The organism is Glacieibacterium sp. (assembly GCF_965200405.1).
Taxonomy (GTDB): Bacteria; Pseudomonadota; Alphaproteobacteria; order Sphingomonadales; family Sphingomonadaceae; genus Glacieibacterium.
The window spans coordinates 881,155-899,351 of the sequence record NZ_OZ241356.1; the positions used below are offsets into that span (position 1 = coordinate 881,155).

At 66.9% G+C, this 18,197-nt stretch carries 10 protein-coding genes and 1 pseudogene; 9 read left to right on the forward strand and 2 right to left on the reverse strand.

Annotated elements, in window-relative coordinates; genetic code table 11:
• Positions 1–265: 265 nt before the first annotated feature.
• The 9 genes and pseudogenes from ACOFKW_RS03950 to ACOFKW_RS03990 all read left to right on the forward strand — a co-directional run.
• Positions 266–2,632, forward strand: a complete 2,367-nt coding sequence (locus tag ACOFKW_RS03950) for a TonB-dependent receptor (protein WP_419816051.1) — start codon at positions 266–268, stop codon at positions 2,630–2,632.
• A gap of 24 nt (positions 2,633–2,656) precedes the next feature.
• Positions 2,657–3,922: an MFS transporter gene (locus tag ACOFKW_RS03955; protein ID WP_419816052.1), complete on the forward strand. Its 1,266-nt coding sequence runs from the start codon at positions 2,657–2,659 to the stop codon at positions 3,920–3,922.
• 3 nt (positions 3,923–3,925) lie between these two features.
• Positions 3,926–5,281: an amidase gene (locus ACOFKW_RS03960; RefSeq protein ID WP_419816053.1), complete on the forward strand. Its 1,356-nt coding sequence runs from the start codon at positions 3,926–3,928 to the stop codon at positions 5,279–5,281.
• Between the two features lie 86 nt (positions 5,282–5,367).
• Positions 5,368–7,530: a prolyl oligopeptidase family serine peptidase gene (locus ACOFKW_RS03965; RefSeq protein WP_419816054.1), complete on the forward strand. Its 2,163-nt coding sequence runs from the start codon at positions 5,368–5,370 to the stop codon at positions 7,528–7,530.
• A 70-nt stretch (positions 7,531–7,600) separates the two neighbouring features.
• The gene (locus ACOFKW_RS03970; protein WP_419816055.1) at positions 7,601–7,816 is read left to right on the forward strand and encodes a ribosome modulation factor; all 216 of its coding nucleotides are present in this window, start codon (positions 7,601–7,603) and stop codon (positions 7,814–7,816) included.
• Positions 7,817–7,888: 72 nt separating this feature from the next.
• On the forward strand, positions 7,889–10,315 hold the full coding sequence (locus ACOFKW_RS03975) for a TonB-dependent receptor (protein ID WP_419816056.1): 2,427 nt from the start codon (positions 7,889–7,891) through the stop codon (positions 10,313–10,315).
• 10 nt (positions 10,316–10,325) lie between these two features.
• Positions 10,326–11,462: a glycerophosphodiester phosphodiesterase gene (locus ACOFKW_RS03980; protein WP_419816057.1), complete on the forward strand. Its 1,137-nt coding sequence runs from the start codon at positions 10,326–10,328 to the stop codon at positions 11,460–11,462.
• A 90-nt stretch (positions 11,463–11,552) separates the two neighbouring features.
• Positions 11,553–12,449, forward strand: coding sequence for a UDP-2,3-diacylglucosamine diphosphatase (locus tag ACOFKW_RS03985; RefSeq protein WP_419816058.1), 897 nt, complete (start codon positions 11,553–11,555; stop codon positions 12,447–12,449).
• A 5-nt stretch (positions 12,450–12,454) separates the two neighbouring features.
• Positions 12,455–13,480 (forward strand): annotated as a pseudogene (locus ACOFKW_RS03990) (glycosyltransferase family 4 protein); the annotation flags it as partial.
• 26 nt (positions 13,481–13,506) lie between these two features.
• Here ACOFKW_RS03990 and ACOFKW_RS03995 read toward each other — a convergent pair.
• Together ACOFKW_RS03995 and ACOFKW_RS04000 are read right to left on the reverse strand one after the other, a co-directional pair.
• On the reverse strand, positions 13,507–14,976 hold the full coding sequence (locus tag ACOFKW_RS03995) for an efflux transporter outer membrane subunit (RefSeq protein ID WP_419816059.1): 1,470 nt from the start codon (positions 14,974–14,976) through the stop codon (positions 13,507–13,509).
• Positions 14,973–18,194 (reverse strand): efflux RND transporter permease subunit, encoded by a 3,222-nt coding sequence (locus tag ACOFKW_RS04000; RefSeq protein ID WP_419816060.1) that lies wholly within the window; start codon positions 18,192–18,194, stop codon positions 14,973–14,975. The genes ACOFKW_RS03995 and ACOFKW_RS04000 overlap by 4 nt, the downstream gene beginning before the upstream one ends.
• Positions 18,195–18,197: the final 3 nt, after the last annotated feature.

Genomic DNA, 18,197 nt, shown 5'->3' on the forward strand with positions numbered 1-18,197 from the left:
TCGGGCCGCCGGCCAAGTCGAGAGCAATGTCCAGCGTCTGCATCGTACGTTACCGAACGTTGCTACCTATGCGAATGTGACGTCGACTGTGATATAAACGCATCATTCGCACACAATTAACGTTCGCTAGTTCAGCGTTGTGCTTCATTGCACCTCCAATCGTCACAAACCCATTTCGAGACAATTGACTTTGGCATTCGAATGCAAGAGCGGAGAGGGGCGGCGAGGATCTCGACCGGTTCGGCGATCTTGAAGGGGAATTACGATGAGCGACGACAAGAATCTCAGTTTTGCCAGGAATGGCTCGGTGTCCGGGCTGGCGTCGGTGTTGCGCGCCGCCACCTCGATCGTGGCGATCACCCTCGGCCTGCAGGCGACGACCGTGCTGGCGCAGACCGCCGTGCCGGCCACCGCAACGGGCCAGGACACGATGGATGCCGGTGACATCATCGTCACCGCCCAGCGCCGCAACGAGCGCCTCCAGGACGTGCCGATCGCGATCACCGCACTGTCGTCCGACGACCTGGCGCGTGCCCATATCGACAATGCCGGCCGCCTGCAGTTCGTCACCCCGGGCTTTACCTGGGGCTCGCAGGGTTCGGACTCCTTCCCATCGATCCGCGGCGTCCGCACCAGCCTGGTCAGCGCCCAGAACGACCCGGTCATCGGCTTCTACATCGACGGCGTCTACCAGAGCCGCACCCAGCAGCAGAGCATCCCGCTGTTCGACCTGGGTCGCCTCGAAGTGCTGCGCGGGCCGCAGGGCACGCTGTACGGCCGCAACACCTTCGGCGGTAACATCAGCGTCGTCACCGCCGCGCCGACCAACGAGCTCGGTGCCGGCCTCAACGCGGAATATGGCAATTACAACGCGGTGAAGGTCGACGGCTTCATCAACATCCCGATCAACGACACGCTGCAGCTGCGCGTCGCCGGCGTTTACCTGAAGCACGACGGCTATGTCCGCTCGTCGACCAACCGCAACATCCGGCTCAACGACGACGACGAGAACGCCCAGCGCGTCAGCCTGAAGTGGCAGCCGTCGAACGAGCTGACTGTCGACCTGCATGCCGGTCATTGGCAGCGCGACGACGCCGGCGCTGGCTCCTATGGCTACAAGGTCGCGGGAACGCTAATCAATCCAGCCACCGGCTACCAGTCGATCAACGGCGTGCCCTATGCGGTCAACCCGTCGGTCCACAACGGCACCGCGATCGTCAAGGGCGTCGACATCGGCGTGCCGGTGAGCGGCGGCGCCTACACCAACGACTGGGACTATCAGCCGTTCGAGCACATCCTCGAGAATTACGTCTCGGGCACCATCGCCTATGACCTCGGGCCGGCCACCCTCAAGTCGATCAGCGGCTATACCTTCTTCCGCGCCCACCGCAGCGCCGACAACGACCAGAGCAGCGTGGTCTTCTCCAACCCGGCCGCCGGCTTCGGCTCGGGCATCCAGGAGCCCAACACCGCCGCCAAGACCTTCACCCAGGAGCTTCAGCTGAGCTCAGCCTCGACGACGCCGTTCCAGTGGATCATCGGCGGCTATTATCTCCACGACAGCATCGACGAGACCTACCAGCAGAAGGCGACCGCCCCGGGTTCGACGGTCACCGGCTTCCGCGCCGATGCGTTCCTGCGCACCAACGCCTATGCCGGCTATGCCCAGGCGTCGTACTTCATCGTGCCCGACCAGCTGAAGCTGATCGGCGGCATCCGTTACTCGCATGAAAAGAAGAGCTTCGACTTCGCCGACTATGCCGACGCGGCGCCGAACACCTATAATTTCATCACGCCCTACAGCAAGACCTCGGGCGCCCCGAGCTTCAACAGCACGACGTTCCGGGCTGGCGCACAGTACACGCCTGACCGCAACACCACGCTGTACGGCACCGTCTCCACCGGCTTCGAGTCCGGCGGCGTCAACGACACCGGCGGCAGCGCGACGATTCCGAACTCCTATGCGCCGCAGAAGGTCACCGCCTATGAAATCGGTGCCAAGAACAAGTTCATGGACGGCAAGGTGCTGACCGAAATCAGCGTCTTCTACAACAAGTTCAGCAACTTGCAGATCAACGTCTACACTCCGCTGGTGTCGTACTTCGGCAGCGCCGGCAAGGCCGACAGCAAGGGCGCCGAGTTCTCGCTGAAGACGCTGCCGTTCGCCGGCCTGCACGTCGACGCCTCGCTGGCGTATCTCGATGCGCAGTACACCCGCTACATCAGCGGCAACAACTTCTTCGGCGCTTCGAACGGGCAGGATCCGGTCTCGGTCAATTTGGCCGGCAAGCGCATCCCGCAGTCGCCCAAGTTCCGGACGACCCTGGCCGTGTACGACGACATCGACCTGGGCACCGCCGGCAAGCTGACGCCGTACGCCAGCTGGCTGCATTCGAGCAGCTATTACACGACCGACTACAACACCGCGCTCGACCGGCAGAAGTCGTACAGCATGGTCGACCTGTCGCTGCGCTGGACGCCGCAGTCGGAGCGCTTCTTCATCGAGGGCTTCGGCAACAACGTCGGCAACACGCCGGTCCTGCTCAGCGGCGTCGTCGGTCGCTCGCAGCGCGTCCAGGTATCCTATGGCGCACCTGCAACCTATGGTGTCCGCGCCGGGGTGAAGTTCTAGCCCGGACACTGGCGGGGTAGGGGCATGACGAGCGCAACGACGCCGGAAACGGCGACGATCGAAGCCAGCGGGGTTGATCCCGCCGGCCGCGACGCGATCCTGCAGTTGCCCCTCCCCCGCCGCATCTCGATCTTCGCGCTGCTGCTGTGCGCGGAGTTTCTCTACGGCTGGGCGTGGAACACCGTCGACGTGTTGCGACCGTTCCTGCGCCAGTCGCTCAGCCTCAGCCTGATCGAGGTCGGCTCGGCCTATTCCGCGCAAGGCGCCGGCGCCCTGGTCGGCGCGATCATCGCGGCGCAGCTCGCCGACTGCTTCGACCGTCGCAAGGTGCTGGCCGGGCTGGTCATGGGCTATGGCCTGGTGCTGCTGGCGGGTGTCGCGGTCGCCAACTATCCCGAACTGCTGGCGCAGCGCTTCGTCCTCGGCCTGTTCATGGGCGGCTCCTTCCCGGTCGGGGTCAGCATCTACGTCAATCTGTTCCACGCCAGCGTCCGCGGCCGGCTGGCAGGCACGCTCAACGTCGCCTTCAGCTCCTCGATCATCTCGCTCGGCATCGCGCTCGGCTTCGTCGGCGGGCAGGACTGGCGGCTGTTGTTCTGGCTGGGGGGTATCCCGGCGATCCTGATCTCGCTGGCGATCTACATCCTGGTGCCGCCGTTCCCCAGCGGTGGCGGCGAGCGCACCCGCCTGCCGATCCGCGAGCTGTTCGCCCCCGCCGTCCGCACCCAGACGCTGTTGCTGGCGACGATGACCGGGCTCAATTTCTTCGGTTACCAGGCCTTCAGCGGCTGGCTGACCACCTATCTGACTGGCCCGCGCGGGCTGACGGCCGGCGTCGCCGGGGAGCTCGTCGCCTGGCAATTCACCGGCAACATCATCGGCGGTTTCGTCTGGGGCTGGGCCGCCGACCGGTTCGGGCGACGGTTCAATGCACTAGGCTTCTTCATCGCGTCGGCTGCCATCGTCCTGTACCTCGAGGTCCCCACCGACCTGCCGGTGCTGCGCGCCGTCGGCTTCCTGTACGGTGCGACCCTGTGCTGCAGCGTCGTCTGGGGGCCGTGGCTGGCGGAGCTCTACCCGCCGCACCTGCGCGCCACGGCATCGTCGATCTTCCAATGGGGCCGGGTGATCAGCTTCTTCGCGCCGTTGATCACCGCCGGGATCGCCACCAGCTTCGGCCTGACCGCGGCGATGCTGGCGGGTGCCGCGAGCTTCTCGCTGGCGGGCGTCATCTGGCTGTTCCAGCGCGAGACGCTGCAGCGGACACCGGCCACAGCGGTCACGGCCTGAGCCATGCCGGCGACGATCACGACCCTGGCGCCCGCGATCGCCGATGGCTCGGTCTCCGCCACCTCGCTGGTCGAACAGTGTCTCGCCCGGATTGCCGCCGACGACCGGCAGGGCGCGGCGCTGCACGCGATCATCCGGCTCAATCCCGGTGCCATGGCCGAGGCCGCGGCGCTGGATGCCGAGCGTGATGTCTCCGGCGTTCGCGGCCCGCTGCACGGCATACCGCTGGTCATCAAGGACAATATCGACCTTCTCGGCCTGCCGACGACCTCGGGCTGCCTCGGCCTGGCCGATGCCATGCCGCTGGCCGACGCCGCGCAGGTCCGCCGCCTCCGCGCCGCCGGTGCGATCATCATCGCCAAGGCCAATATGGCGGAGCTCAGCTTCGAGATCCGCTCGCGGAGTTCGGTCGCCGGCGATGTCCGCAATCCGTTCGACGGCAACGTCACCTCGGGTGGATCGAGCGGCGGGACGGCCGCTGCCATCGCTGCCGGCTTCGCACTCGCCGGCCTCGGCACCGACACCGGCGGATCGATCCGCATTCCCGCCGCTTTTTGCGGGCTGGTCGGCTTCCGCCCGAGCTGGGGCGTGGCGGACATGGCCGGTATCGCGCCTCTCGCACCATCCGCCGATACCGTCGGCCCACTGGCGCGCTCGGTCGCCGACGCCGCCTTGCTGTTCGCGGTGATGACCGACCCGGGCGCCGCACCGGATGCCACCGGCACGCGGCGCCGCATCGGGGTGCTCAGGCAGTTCTTCGGCGCTGACCCGCAGATCATCGCAGCCGGAGAGTCCGTCCTGCAGCGCCTCACCGCCGCCGGGTTCGACATCATCGACCCGGTCCCGCTGCCCGAGGAGTTCTTGCCGAACTCCACCGTCGATGTCGTCGACCATGAGTTTGCCGAGGCGTTCGACGCCTATCTCGCCGGCAACTTCGGCAGCGGCGCGCCGGCATCGGTCGCGGCGCTCCATGCCTCCGGACGCTTCCTCGAGGACTATGACGCCACACTTCGGCGGCGGGCGACACTCCCCACGGACCGCCAGCCTCACCGCCTCCTGCTCGAGCGCCGCGCCGCCCTGCGTCAGGCGGTCGAGGCGTTGTTGGCCGATCATCGGCTCGATGCGCTGTGCTACCCGACGTCGGCGGTGGTTCCGACGACGCTCGTCAACCCCACCAGCGGTCTCGCGCCCGAGCTCTCCGCTTGGACCGGGTTGCCCGCACTGACCCTGCCCGTCGGCGTCGCCGCGAGCGGCCTACCGATCGGCTTCGAGCTTCTCGGGGGCGCCGACTGGCCCCTGCTCGCCACCGCGGCGGCGGTCGAAGGGTCGCTGAACCGGGCCGCACCGCAGCCGCACTGAGGCTTTACAGCGCACTGTCCATAACCTTGCCAAGCGGTCGCCACGCGGGGCATCTAGCGGCGCGCTTGACGAGGGGGACCTTAGCGATGCCGATGATCGACCGCCGACGCCTGCTGGGTGGCAGCACGCTTGCCCTCGCCGCGACGCTGTTGCCGCGGACTGCATTCGCCGCGACGATCACCGTGCCCAAGGCTCCTGTCGCACGCGTCGAGCCGGTCAAGGACAGCTATTTCGGCGAGACCCTGACCGATCCCTACCGCTGGATGGAGAAGTCGAGCGATCCCGACTGGCTGCCCTATCTCAAGGCGCAGAACGACCGCACCCGCGCCGTCCTCGATGCGCTGCCCGACCGCGCCGTGCTGCTGCGTCGTATCGAGCAACTGTCTGGTGACACCGTCTCCACCGGCAAGGTCCAGCGCGCCGGCGGCAGGCTGTTCTATCAGCAGCGGCCGCTCGGGGCCGACAATTTCAAGCTGTTCGTCCGCGATGCCGCGGGCATCCGGACGCTGGTCGATCCGGTGGCGCTGTCGGCCGGCAGCACCGGGCACATCTCGCTCGACTGGTGGGAGGCATCGCCCAATGGCCAGCTTGTCGCTTACGGCCTGTCGAAGGACGGCAGCGAAGACTCGATGCTGCACGTGCTGACCGTTGCCGATGGTCGCGCCCTGCCCGACCGGATCGGCAACACCCAATCCGCGCATCCGCAGTGGCTGAAGGACAACAGCGGCTTCTTCTACACCCAGCTAACCGGCAAGGTGGACACCCCGGAGCGCTTCCTTGATGCGCAGGCGCGCTTCCACCGACTGGGCACCGACCCGGCGGGCGATCCGATCCTGATGAAGCGCGGGCTGGTTGCGGATGTCGCCTTCGACAAGATCCAGACGCCGTTCATCCAGGTCTATCCCGGTTCGCGCTTCGCCCTGCTCGGCCTAGCCGACGTTCGCCCCGAATACCGGCTGCTGATCGCGCCGCTGGCCGACGTGCTGGCGAACAAGGCGAGATGGCGTGCCGTCGCAAGCTTCGAGGACGAAGTCAGTGGCGTCGAGATCGTCGGCGACGACCTTTACCTGCTGTCGAACAAGGGACACCCGCGCGGCCGCCTGCTCAGGACCAGCGCCGCCGCGCCCGACCTGGCGACCGCGGTCGAGGTCGTCCCGCAGGGCCCGCTGGTCATCGAGGACCTCGCCCGTGCCCGCGACGGCTTGTACCTGCGGATCATGGACGGCGGCATTTCGCGGCTGCGCAAGCTGGGGCGCGACGGCCGGATCGTCGACATCGCACTGCCTTTCGACGGCACGATCGGCGGAATGTTCGCGACCGAAACCGAGGACGGCCTGCTGATGTCGCTCAGCGGTTGGCTGACCCCGACCGGCGTATGGTCGGTCGACGTCGGCGGCCGGGTTGCCGATACCGGGCTGACGCCGAAGCCTTCGATAGACGTCTCGGCCTATGAAACGAGGCGCTTCTTCGCGAGCGCCAAGGACGGCGTGAAGATTCCCTACACGCTGATCTACCGCAAGGGGCTCAAGCTGGATGGCAGCCACCCGACCTGGATTTCCGCCTATGGCTCCTATGGTGCGGCTGCCTACACGCCGAGCTTTGCCGGGCGTTCGCTGGCGCTGATCGATGCCGGGGCGATCGTCGGCTATGCCAATGTTCGCGGCGGCGGAGAATACGGCCGCGAGTGGCACAAGGCCGGGCAATTGGCCAACAAGCCCAACACCTGGCGCGACCTGATCGCCGTCTGCGAGGACATCTACGCGAGGAAATACACCTCGCCGGCGCATCTGGCGATCGGTGGCCGGTCGGCGGGCGGCATCACTGTCGGTCGCGCCATGACCGAGCGTCCCGACCTGTTCGCCGCGGTCGTCGACGGCGTCGGCTGGTCCAACCCGCTGCGCTATGTCGTCGAGCAGAACGGCTATGGCGAGGAGCCCGAATGGGGTGCCATTGCGGTCGAGAGCGGCTACCGGGCGCTCAAGTCGATCGACAGCTACCAGGCGGTGCGGGACGGCACGAAATACCCGGCCGTGCTGCTGACCACTGGCGTGACCGACCCGCGCGTCGCTCCCTTCCACGTCGCCAAGATGACCGCCCGCCTGCAGGCTGCCAGCACCAGCGGCAAGCCGATCCTGCTGCGCGTCGACTATGACGCCGGGCACGGCGTCGGCTCGACCCGCGGCCAGCAGGACCGCGAGGCGGCGGACACCTACGCCTTCCTGATGTGGCAGCTCGGCAGCAAGGTCTAGCCTCGCCTCTCGTTACGCCCGTGTTCATCGGTTCGTGCGATAACGTACGAGCCCGACGGGAGGGGCACGCATGCGTGGAAGTGAATTCTGGGCGGGATACGACGCTCATCATCAAGGCAAGCCGGGTGAGGCTTGCCCGCACCCTGCCGGCAGCTTGCAGGCGGCAAACTGGATCGACGGCTGGGGCAGCGATGCGGCTTCGATCATGAACGGCATCGCCAATGATGCACGGCTGGCGCCGGGCTTCGACCGGGAGCAATCACACAAAACCGTCATGGTGCGGTAACACGACTGACGCGCCGCCGTCCTAACCCGCGCTGCAACGGCCTTAACGGCCGAGGCAAAGCGGGTTAATTCAATGAACAATCAACGGTATGGCTGGCTTTGTGGCGTTGCGCTCATCGGCCTGATGGCAGCAACGCCGGGCCGCGCCGCCGAAGTCGTCGCAGCGGACGCGGTTGCTGCAGCCGATGCAGTTGCCGTCGCCGACGCAGCGATCGACGAGGCCGGCGAGACCATCGTCGTCACCGGTCGCACCACCCGCTCGGTTACCCAGGTCACCGCGATCGAGGTTCAAAAGATCCTGCCCGGCGTCAGCCCGTTGAAGGCGATCCAGACGCTGCCCGGCGTGACCTTCCTGACCGCCGATCCATGGGGCAACAACGAGCAGAACATCTCACTGTTCATCCACGGCTTCAACCAGCAGCAGCTCGGCTACACCCTCGACGGCGTCCCGCTCGGCGACCAGCAATATGGCAATTACAACGGCTTGTCCCCGCAGCGCGCGATCATCTCCGAGAACGTTGGCCGCGTCACCCTGGCGTCGGGCGCCGGCGACCTAGGCACCGCATCGACCAGCAACCTCGGCGGCACCATCGACACCTTCTCCAGCGATCCGTCCGACAGGATGGGCGCCACCGTCGCGCAGACCATCGGCAGCTATTCGTCGTTCCGCACCTTCGTCCGCGTCGACAGCGGCACCTTCGGCAACGGCAATTCGCTGTACCTGTCGGGCGTCCGCCAGGACGCGCGCGCCTGGGACTTCCGCGGCAAACAGGGCGGCTACCAGGCCAATGGCAAGTTCGTCCATGACGACGCCACCGGCCGCCTGACGCTGTACGGCGCCTATTCCGACAAGACCGAGCCGAACGAGGACGCGACGGTCATCACCCCGGCCAACCGCGCCACCGCGCCCTATACCCGTCCGTTCCTGTTCCCCGACTTCGCCGCCGCCCAAACCTATCTGGCGTCGGGCGCCTACAAGGCCGCCGGCTCGAATTACCGCAACTATTACAGCGACGCGCAGCGCACCGACTATCTCGGCTATGCCAAGTACGACTGGCACGTCAGCGACAAGATCGACTGGTCGAACCAGGCCTACTACCACCACAACGACGGCGTCGGCGTCGTTGCCGGCCCCGTCGACGTCGCCGGCCTGCCGGGGCTGTTCTCCTTCTACTTTCCCGGCACCGGGTCGGCGACCAGCCCGGCCAACCTTGCGCGCCTCAGCACGATCTTCGGCGGCTCGGGCTATGCGACGCGCACCACCGAGTACCGCATCGACCGCGAAGGCCTGATCTCCACCGTCCGCGCCAAGCTCGGCGATCACGATATCGAGCTCGGCGGCTGGTACGAGCACCAGTCGTCGGCAGCGTTCCGCCGCTGGTACGCCCTCGACGTCAACAACCCGTCGACGCCTTATCAGCGCCCTGGCGACAGCCTGACGCCGCTGATCACGCAGTACGGCAGCGAAGTTCGTGTCGACGAGATCCAGACCCATATCCAGGACAGCTGGCACGTCCTGCCGACGCTGACCGTGCTGGGCGGCTTCAAGAGCACCTTCCAGAAGGCGACGCAGGCGGTGCCGGTCCAGCCGATCCCGGGCTCCTTCTCCAACTCGACGGCGCTGCCGGTCGGCAAGATCAACACCACCAAGGCGTTCCTGCCGCAGGTCGGCGCGCTGTGGGAGGCGACCGATCACGAGCAGGTCTTCGTCAACGCCCAGCAGAACATCCGCCAGTTCCAGACCAGCGCCGCCGCCGGCCTGTCGCCGTTCGCCCTCGGCAGCCAGCAGGTGTTCGAGGACTTCAAGCGCACCGTGAAGCCCGAGACGAGCTGGACCTACGAGGCCGGCATCCGCACCAGCCGTTCGCTCGACCTCGGCCCGATCACCGGCTTCGAGGGCCAGGTCAGCTATTACCATGTCGACTTCAGCAACCGCGTGCTCGGCATCAGCCCGACGTCGGTGATCACCTCGATCATCAGCGGCGCGGCGATCCTGGCGAACGTCGGCAGCGTCAAGACCGACGGCGTCGACATCGCGGGCACGCTGCGCTTCGGCTCGCACTTCTCGCTGTACAACGCCGTGTCGTACAATAATTCGCGCTACAGCGACGACTACAAGGTCGGCCTCGCCGGCGTCGTCGTGCCGACCGCCGGCAAGAAAGTCCCGGGCTCCCCGGCCTGGACCGAGAAGTTCGTCGCCAGCGCCAACTACGGCATCTTCGACGTCCAGCTCGTCGGCGACTATCTCGGCAAGCGCTATGCGACCTTCACCAACGACCTGTCGGTGCCGGGCTACTTCACCATGGCCGGCCGCATCGCCGCCAAGGTGCCGTTGGCCGACAATGGCGTCCTGCACAGCGCCGTGGTCAGTTTGAACGTGACCAACATCACCAAGAAGAAGGCCGCATCGACGCTCAGCATCGGCGCAGCTTCCGGCACCTTCAACCAGTTCCCGCTTGCACCGCGCCAGGTCTTCGGCACGGTAAGCGTCAGCTTCTAGGATGCCGGGGATGCCTGCCATGACACGCCGCGACACGATGCGTGCCGGCGCTAAAGTTTTGGCGGCTGGCGCCGCCGGGGCCGCGGTGCTGGCGGCGGGCATGGCAGGGTCCGGAATGGCGGCAGCGGCACGTCCCAAGCCACTGGTGTTCGGCCACCGCGGCTGTTCGGCCCTGCGGCCTGAGCATACGCTCGGCTCCTACGCCAAGGCGATCGAGGACGGTGCCGACTACATCGAGCCCGACCTGGTCATCACCAAGGACGGCGTGCTGGTCGCGCGGCACGAGAACAACATCGCCGAGACCACCGACGTCGCCAAGCACCCGGAGTTCGCCGGGCGCCGCACCACCAAGACCATCGACGGCGAGGCCCTGACCGGCTGGTTCGTCGAGGACTTCACCCTCGCGGAGCTGAAGACGCTGCGCTGCATCGAGCGCCTCGGCAAGCTGCGGCCCGAAAGCCAGGGCTATGACGGCAAGTTCCAGATCGTCACCTGGGAAGAGATGATCGACTTCACCGCCGCTGAGTCCGCCGCACGTGGTCGGGTCATCGGGCTGGTGCCAGAGTTGAAGCACTCGACCTTCTTCGCCAAGCTGGGGATGCCCCTGGAGGACCGCTTCATCGCGGTCACGGCGATGCACGACTATACCCGGCGCAATCCGGTCGAGATCCAGTCGTTCGAGGTCGCTAACCTGCGGTATCTGCGCAAGAAGCTGGGGCGCCCGGCGAACGTCCGCCTGATGCAGCTGATCGGCGAGGACGCGCAGGTTCCGGCCGATATCGTCGCCAGCGGCGGCAAGACCAGCTTCGGCGCGCTGACCACCGCCGCGGGCCTGCGCGAGATGGCGACCTATGCCGATGTCGTGTCGCCGTCGACGCGGGGGATCATCCCGCTCGGTGCGGACGGCAAGCTCGGCCAGCCGCGCGCCATCGTCGCCGACGCCCATGCGGCAGGGCTGCTGGTGCGCTGCTACACCTTCCGGCCGGAGAACTATTTCCTCGCCAAGGATTTTCGTAACGATGCCGGCGATGCGGCGCGCAACCCGGCCGGCTCGGTCGCCGAGATGAAGCGCTATCTCGCCACCGGCCTTGATGGCATCTTCACCGACGATCCCGCTCTCGGGCGCGCGGCGGTAGATTCACTCTAAGCACCTGACTCCGAACTGTCTTCGGACTGCCGCGCGACTGTTACATTGCCGATGTAAAGGCTCGCTGACTGAAGCAGCAGGTGATCGGCAATGGCGAGCCTACCGTTGGTTGCTCTGGACCGGAACATCGGCCTGCCGCCCCGCGCCGCAGCGCTGATCGGGTCCGTCCCCGGACGTCACGACGACGACGATGCCGACGAGTTCCTGCCGGGTCGCAAGCTCCGCCCGCGCACCATCTGGATCTCCGACCTCCATCTCGGCACCTCGGGCTGCAATGCGGTGCTGCTGCTCGACTTCCTCAAGTCGGTCCAGCCCGACACGCTGTATCTGGTCGGCGACATCATCGACGGTTGGCGGCTCAAGCGCGGCTGGTACTGGCCGACGCTGCACAACGACATCGTCCGCCGCATCCTCAAGCTGGCGAGCAAGGGCACGCGGGTGATCTACATCCCGGGCAACCACGACGAGGCGCTGCGTGACTATACCGAGCTGAATTTCGGCGGCGTCGAGGTGCTGGCCGAGGACATCCACGTCACCGCCGACGGTCGCAAGCTGCTGGTCCTGCACGGTGACGAGTTCGACGGCGTTGTCCTCTACGCCCGCTGGCTCGCCTTCCTCGGCGACCAGTCCTACGCGCTGCTGCTCAAACTCAACGTCGCCTTCAACGCCGTCCGGCGGCGCTTCGGCCTGCCTTACTGGTCGCTGTCGGCGCACATCAAGAAGAAGGTCAAGAACGCCGTCGCCTTCATCTCGCGGTTCGAGGAAGCGGTGGCGCATGCAGCACGGGACCGCGGCGTCGACGGCGTCGTCTGCGGCCACATCCACTCCGCCGAGATCCGGACATTCGGCGACATCACCTATTACAACGACGGCGACTGGGTCGAAAGCTGCACCGCGCTGATCGAGCAGCGCGACGGCCGCCTCGAAATCCTCGACTGGGCCGCGCACGTCGCCCGCCGGGGCGCCATCCTCGCCGCCGTGGCATGACACCGATGCGGATCGTGCTGGTCAGCGACGCGTGGCACCCTCAGGTCAATGGCGTTGTCCGCACGCTGGGCATGACCGTCGACCTGCTCCGCCGTGCCGGTCATGTCGTGCTGACGATCACGCCCGACATGTTCGTCTCGGTGCCCTGCCCGACCTATCCGGAAATCCGCCTCGCCCTGACCCGCCGGTCGAGCGTCGCGCGGCTGATCTCCGACTTCCGCCCCGACGCGATCCACATCGCCACCGAAGGCCCGCTCGGCTGGCTGACCCGCAACTGGTGCATCGCGCGCGGCATCTCGTTCACGACCTCGTTCCACACGCGCTTCCCGGACTATGTCGCGGCGCGGACGGGGATCGGCACCGAATGGCTGTGGCGCTCGGTCCGGCGCTTTCACGCGCCCGCGCGACATGTATTGGTGGCGACGCAGCGGCTCGCGGAGGAACTGCATCGCCACGGCCTGCCATCGACGCGGCTGTGGTCGCGCGGCGTCGATCTCGGGCAGTTCAAGCCGGGCCTGCCGCCACATCCCCAGCTCGCCGCATTGCCGCGCCCGATCCAGCTGAGCGTCGGGCGCGTCGCGATCGAGAAGAACCTCGAGGCTTTCCTGTCAGCCGACACGCCCGGCGCCAAGGTCGTCGTCGGTGACGGGCCGGCACTGGCCACCCTGCGCGCCCGTTATCCCGGCGTCACCTTTCTCGGCAGCCTGAAGGGCGCCGAGCTGGCATCGGCCTATGCCGCGGCCGATGTCTTCGTCTTTCCCAGCCTGACCGACACGTTCGGGCTGGTCATGCTGGAAGCGCTGGCCTGCGGCGTCCCGGTCGCGGCGTTCCCCGTGGCGGGTCCGCTCGATGTCATCGGCACGGGTCGTGGCGTCGTGCCGGGGCATGATCCGGTCATCGGTGCAGTAAGCGACGACATCGCCGTAGCGATCGAGCTGGCCATGCGCGCCGCTCCATCGGACTGTGCCGCCTATGCCCGCAACTTCGGCTGGACCGCCTGCGCCGCGCAGTTCCTGGACTCGCTCGCCGAGCTCGAAACCGCGCTCGCCGCCGAGGCTCAGCCCGCGTCGAGCAACATGTCGCCGCCGAGCACGCGGTACAGCGTCACCAGATTGTCGGCACGGACAAGTCGCGTCTGCGCCAGTGCGCGCCGTGCCGAATACAGCGTGCGCTGGGTATCCAGCGTATTGAGGAAAGGATCGATCCCCTCGCGGTAGCGGGCGGTCTGCAGGAAGTTGGTATCGGCCGCCGCCTCTTCCAGCTGGACCTGCGCCGCGACCTGGGCGTCGATGGTGCCGCGGCGTGCCAGTGCGTCGGCAACCTCGCGGAAAGCGGTCTGGACGGCGAGCTTGTACTGGGCGACGGCGATGTCGCGCTGGCCCTGGGCGAATTGCAGATTGCCGCGATTGGCGCCGCCGTCGAAGATCGGCACCGAGACGCCGGGCGCGACCGACCAGGTGAAGGCGCCGCCGGTGAACAGCGTCGACAGCGCCGTGCTGGCCAGTCCCGCCAAGGCGGTCAGGCTGATCGTCGGAAAGAAATTGGCACGTGCCGCGCCGATCCGGGCGTTGGCGGCGCGCAACGCATATTCCGCCTGCACCACGTCGGGGCGGCGCAGCAGGATGCGCGAGTCCAGGCCAGCCGGCAGTTCGGCGAGCGATCTGTCGACCGTCTCGATCGAGGCCGGCAGCATCGCATCGGCGACCGGTGCGCCGACCAGCAGCTCCAGCGCGTTGCGGTCCTGCGCGACCAGCGTGATCTGCGCGGCATGATCGGAGCGCGCCTGCGCCAGGATAGTCTCCGCCTGGCGGACATCGGTGCGGGGCGCGATGCCGCCGCGCAGGCGGGCGTTGGTCAGGTTATAGGTGATCGTCGCGCTCTTCTCGGTATCGACGGCGATGGCGAGCAGGCTGCGGTCCGTCGCCAGCGTCAGATAGGCCGAGGCGACTTCGCCGACCAGCGTCAGGCGGGTGGCGCGGACGCCGGCCTCGGTGGCGAGATATTCCTGCAACGCGGCGCGGCTGAGGCTGCGCAGGCGGCCAAACAGGTCGATCTCGAAGGCGCTGAGACCGATGTTGGCACTGTAGCTGGTGATGACGCGACCGTTCGCCGTGGTGTTGAGGCCGGTGCCCGTACCGACGCCGGTCCCGGTGCCGTCGTCGATGACAGTATTGTTCGTCGTGCTGGTGACCCCGGTACGCCGTGTCGTGATCCCGGCGCTGCCGCCGATCTGGGGAAACTGCTGCGCACGCTGGACACGGTACTGGCCCCGCGCCGAGGCGACGTTGCCCAGCGCGACCTGCAGGTCCTGGTTGTTGGCGAGTGCCTGTTCGATGATCGCCTGCAGCTTTGGATCGCGGAAGATATCGCGGTAGCCGATAGCCGGCAGGCTCGCCTCGGTGGCGCGCAGATAGGCGTCGCCGCGCGGCCAGCTCGCCGGGACCGGCGGCTCCGGGCGGACATAATGCGGATCGAGGCTGCAGCTCGCCAAAAGCGACGCCGCGGCCAGCAGGGCCGGAATCCTCATGCCGGCTGCCCGCCCGGCGACGGCAGCAGCGGCGTCGGCTCGGGTGCCGGCAAGGCTGGCAGCTCGGGGCGGTCGTCGTCGGCCGGCTGGTCCTTGTCCTGCTTGCGCTTGTGCTTGCCGCCGAACAGCGAGCGCACGAGGACGAAGGCCAGCGGCACGTAGAAAATCGCTAGCACCGTCGCGGTGATCATCCCGCCGATCACCGCGGTGCCTATGGCGACCCGGCTCTGCGCACCGGCACCGGTCGAGATCGCCAACGGGATGACGCCGAAGATGAAGGCCAGGCTGGTCATGATAATCGGGCGCAACCGCAGCCGCGCCGCTTCCAGTGCGGCGTCGTAGGGACTCTTGCCGCCGCGCTCGGCCTGCTCCGCGAACTCGACGATCAGGATGGCGTTCTTGGCCGACAGGCCCATCGTGGTCAGCAGTCCGACCTGGAAATAGACGTCGTTCTCGAGGCCGCGCAAGGTCACCGCCAGTGCTGCACCGACCAGCCCGAGCGGGATCACCAGCAGCACCGACAGGGGGATCGACCAGCTCTCGTACAGGGCCGCGAGGCAGAGGAAGATCACCAGCAGCGACAGCGAATACAGGATCGGCGTCTGCCCGCCCGACAGGCGCTCCTGGTACGACAGCCCGCTCCACTCCACCGACACGCCCTTGATGTCCTTGGCGAGGTCCATCATCTTCTGCATCGCCTCGCCGGAGCTTTCGCCCTCGGCGGCATCGCCCTGGATTTCATAGGCCGGCTGTCCGTTGAAGCGGGCGAGCGTCGTCGGCGCCTGCAGCCAGACGGTCTTGGCGAACGCCGAGAACGGCGCCATCGCCCCGGTGCTGGTACGGACGAACCAGTTCGACAGATCTTCTGGGCGGCTGCGGTACGGTGCGTCGCCCTGGACATAGACGCGCTTGACCCGGCCGCGATCGACGAAGTCGTTGACGTAGACGCCGCCCCAGGCCGCGCTCAGCGTCGAGTCGACGTTGGACTGGACGATGCCGAGCGCCCCGACCTTGTCCTGGTCGACCACGACCTGCAGCGTCGGCACATCCTCCAGCGAGTTCTGCCGCACCTGGCTGAGCAGCGGATCGCCCTGCGCCTCGCTGATCAGCTTGTCGCGCGCCGCCTTGAAATCGTTGCGGCTGAGCCCGCCAGTGTTGAGCAACTCCAGCGTGAAGCCGCTCGACTGGCCGAGGCCGCGCACCGGCGGCGGATTGAGCGCGAAGAACTTGACGTCGCGCAGTTCGCCCGAAAGCTGGGCCGTGGCACGCTTGGTGATCGCCAGCGCGGTATTTTCCTTGCCCTTGCGATCGTCCCACGGCTTGAACGCGACGAAGCCGCGTCCGGTGTTCTGGCCACTGCCCTGCTGGCTCTGCCCGACGAACGCCAGCAGCGCCGCCGTGTTGTGCTCCTGCTTGAGGAAGTAATTCTCGATCGTCGTGACCGCCGCCAGCGTCCGCGCCTGGGTGGCGCCGGGTGGCAGGGTGTACTGGATCTGGGCGACGCCCTGGTCCTCGCTAGGTAGGAAGCTGGTCGGCAGCCGCACGAATAGGAAGACCAGCAGGCCGACGACCAGCACATAGCCGATGATCGGCAGGAGCTTGCTGGCGATGATCGACTTGACCGCCTCGACATAGCGATCGGCGGTGCGGTTGAACCAGTCGTTGAACTTCTTGCCGTAGCGGTCGACGAACCCCGCCTTCTTGTCCTTGTCGGGGCGCTTGAGCAGCGTCGCCGCCAAGGCCGGGGACAGGACCAGCGCGACCACCACCGACAGCACCATCGACGACACGATAGTGATCGAGAACTGGCGGTAGATGACGCCGACCGAGCCACCGAAGAACGCCATCGGTAGGAACACCGCCGACAGCACCATGGCGATGCCGATCAGCGCGGACTGGATCTCCTCCATCGACTGGACGGTGGCGTCGTGCGGGCTGATGTCGGGATTTTCCTCCATGACGCGTTCGACGTTCTCGACGACGACGATCGCGTCGTCGACGAGCAGGCCGATCGACAGGACCAGCCCGAACAGCGTCAGCACGTTGATCGAGAAGCCGAACAGCGCCAGCACGCCGAAGGTGCCGAGCAGCACGACCGGCACCGCGATCGCGGGGATCAGCGTCGCGCGCCAGCTCTGCAGGAAGACGAACATGACGATGACGACCAGCACGATCGCCTCGCCCAGCGTCTTCACGACCTCCTTGACCGACAGTTTGATGAAGGCGGTGCTATCGTTGGGGAAGGCGTATTTGAAGCCGTCGGGGAACGACTTGGCCTGGTTGGCGATCTCGGCGCGAACCAGTTCGGCGGTCTTTAACGCGTCGGCACCGGGGGCCAGCTGGATGGCGATGCCCGACGCCGGATGGCCGTTCAAACGGCCGAGCGAGGTATAGCTCTCGCTGCCGAGCTCGACCCGGGCGACGTCCTGGAGCAGCACCTTGGACCCGTCGGACTGGGTCTTGACGATGATCTTGCGGAACTCCGCCGGAGTGGTCAGCCGCGAGCGCGCCGTCACCGTGGCGTTGAGCATCTGCGCATTCGGGCTGGGCTGGCCGCCGATCTGCCCGGCCGCGACCTGGGTGTTCTGGGCGGTGATCGCCGCCGTGACGTCGCTCGGCATCAGCTGGAAGCTGGCGAGCTTGAACGGGTCCATCCAGATCCGCATGGCGTATTGCGAGCCGAAGACGTTGAAATCGCCGACGCCCTTGATCCGGCCGATGGTGTCCTGCAGCGACGACACCAGATAGTCCGCGACGTCGCCGCTGTTACGCCGGTCGCTCTCGTCGTAGATGCCGACGACCATCAGGAAGTCGGGGTTTGACTTGGTGACGATCAGCCCCTGCGCCTGGACCTGCTGCGGCAGGCGGGACAGTGCCTGCTGGACCTTGTTCTGGACCTGGACCTGCGCGATGTCGGGGTTGGTGCCCTTGTCGAAGGTAACGGTGATCGTCACCTGGCCCGAGGCGTTCGAGGTCGCCGAGAAATAGATCAGTCCGTCGATGCCGGTCAGCTGCTGCTCGATGACCGAGGTGACGCTGGACTCGAGGATGTCCGCCGAGGCACCTGGATAGGTGGCGCGGATATTGACCGATGGCGGCGCGATGTCCGGATATTGCGCGATCGGCAGCGCCAGGATGCCGCCGATGCCCGCGAGCATGATGACGATGGCGATGACCCAAGCGAAAATCGGCCGGTCGATGAAGACTTTCGACAGCATCGC

Bases quoted from the DNA above. Each gene is read 5' to 3' on its own strand.
- ACOFKW_RS03995 (WP_419816059.1), bottom strand. From the start codon at position 14,976: ATGAGGATTCCGGCCCTGCTGGCCGCGGCGTCGCTTTTGGCGAGCTGC.
- ACOFKW_RS03955 (WP_419816052.1), top strand. From the start codon at position 2,657: ATGACGAGCGCAACGACGCCGGAAACGGCGACGATCGAAGCCAGCGGG.
- ACOFKW_RS03970 (WP_419816055.1), top strand. From the start codon at position 7,601: ATGCGTGGAAGTGAATTCTGGGCGGGATACGACGCTCATCATCAAGGC.
- ACOFKW_RS03980 (WP_419816057.1), top strand. From the start codon at position 10,326: ATGCCTGCCATGACACGCCGCGACACGATGCGTGCCGGCGCTAAAGTT.
- ACOFKW_RS03960 (WP_419816053.1), top strand. From the start codon at position 3,926: ATGCCGGCGACGATCACGACCCTGGCGCCCGCGATCGCCGATGGCTCG.
- ACOFKW_RS04000 (WP_419816060.1), bottom strand. From the start codon at position 18,194: ATGCTGTCGAAAGTCTTCATCGACCGGCCGATTTTCGCTTGGGTCATC.
- ACOFKW_RS03950 (WP_419816051.1), top strand. From the start codon at position 266: ATGAGCGACGACAAGAATCTCAGTTTTGCCAGGAATGGCTCGGTGTCC.
- ACOFKW_RS03965 (WP_419816054.1), top strand. From the start codon at position 5,368: ATGCCGATGATCGACCGCCGACGCCTGCTGGGTGGCAGCACGCTTGCC.
- ACOFKW_RS03985 (WP_419816058.1), top strand. From the start codon at position 11,553: ATGGCGAGCCTACCGTTGGTTGCTCTGGACCGGAACATCGGCCTGCCG.
- ACOFKW_RS03975 (WP_419816056.1), top strand. From the start codon at position 7,889: ATGAACAATCAACGGTATGGCTGGCTTTGTGGCGTTGCGCTCATCGGC.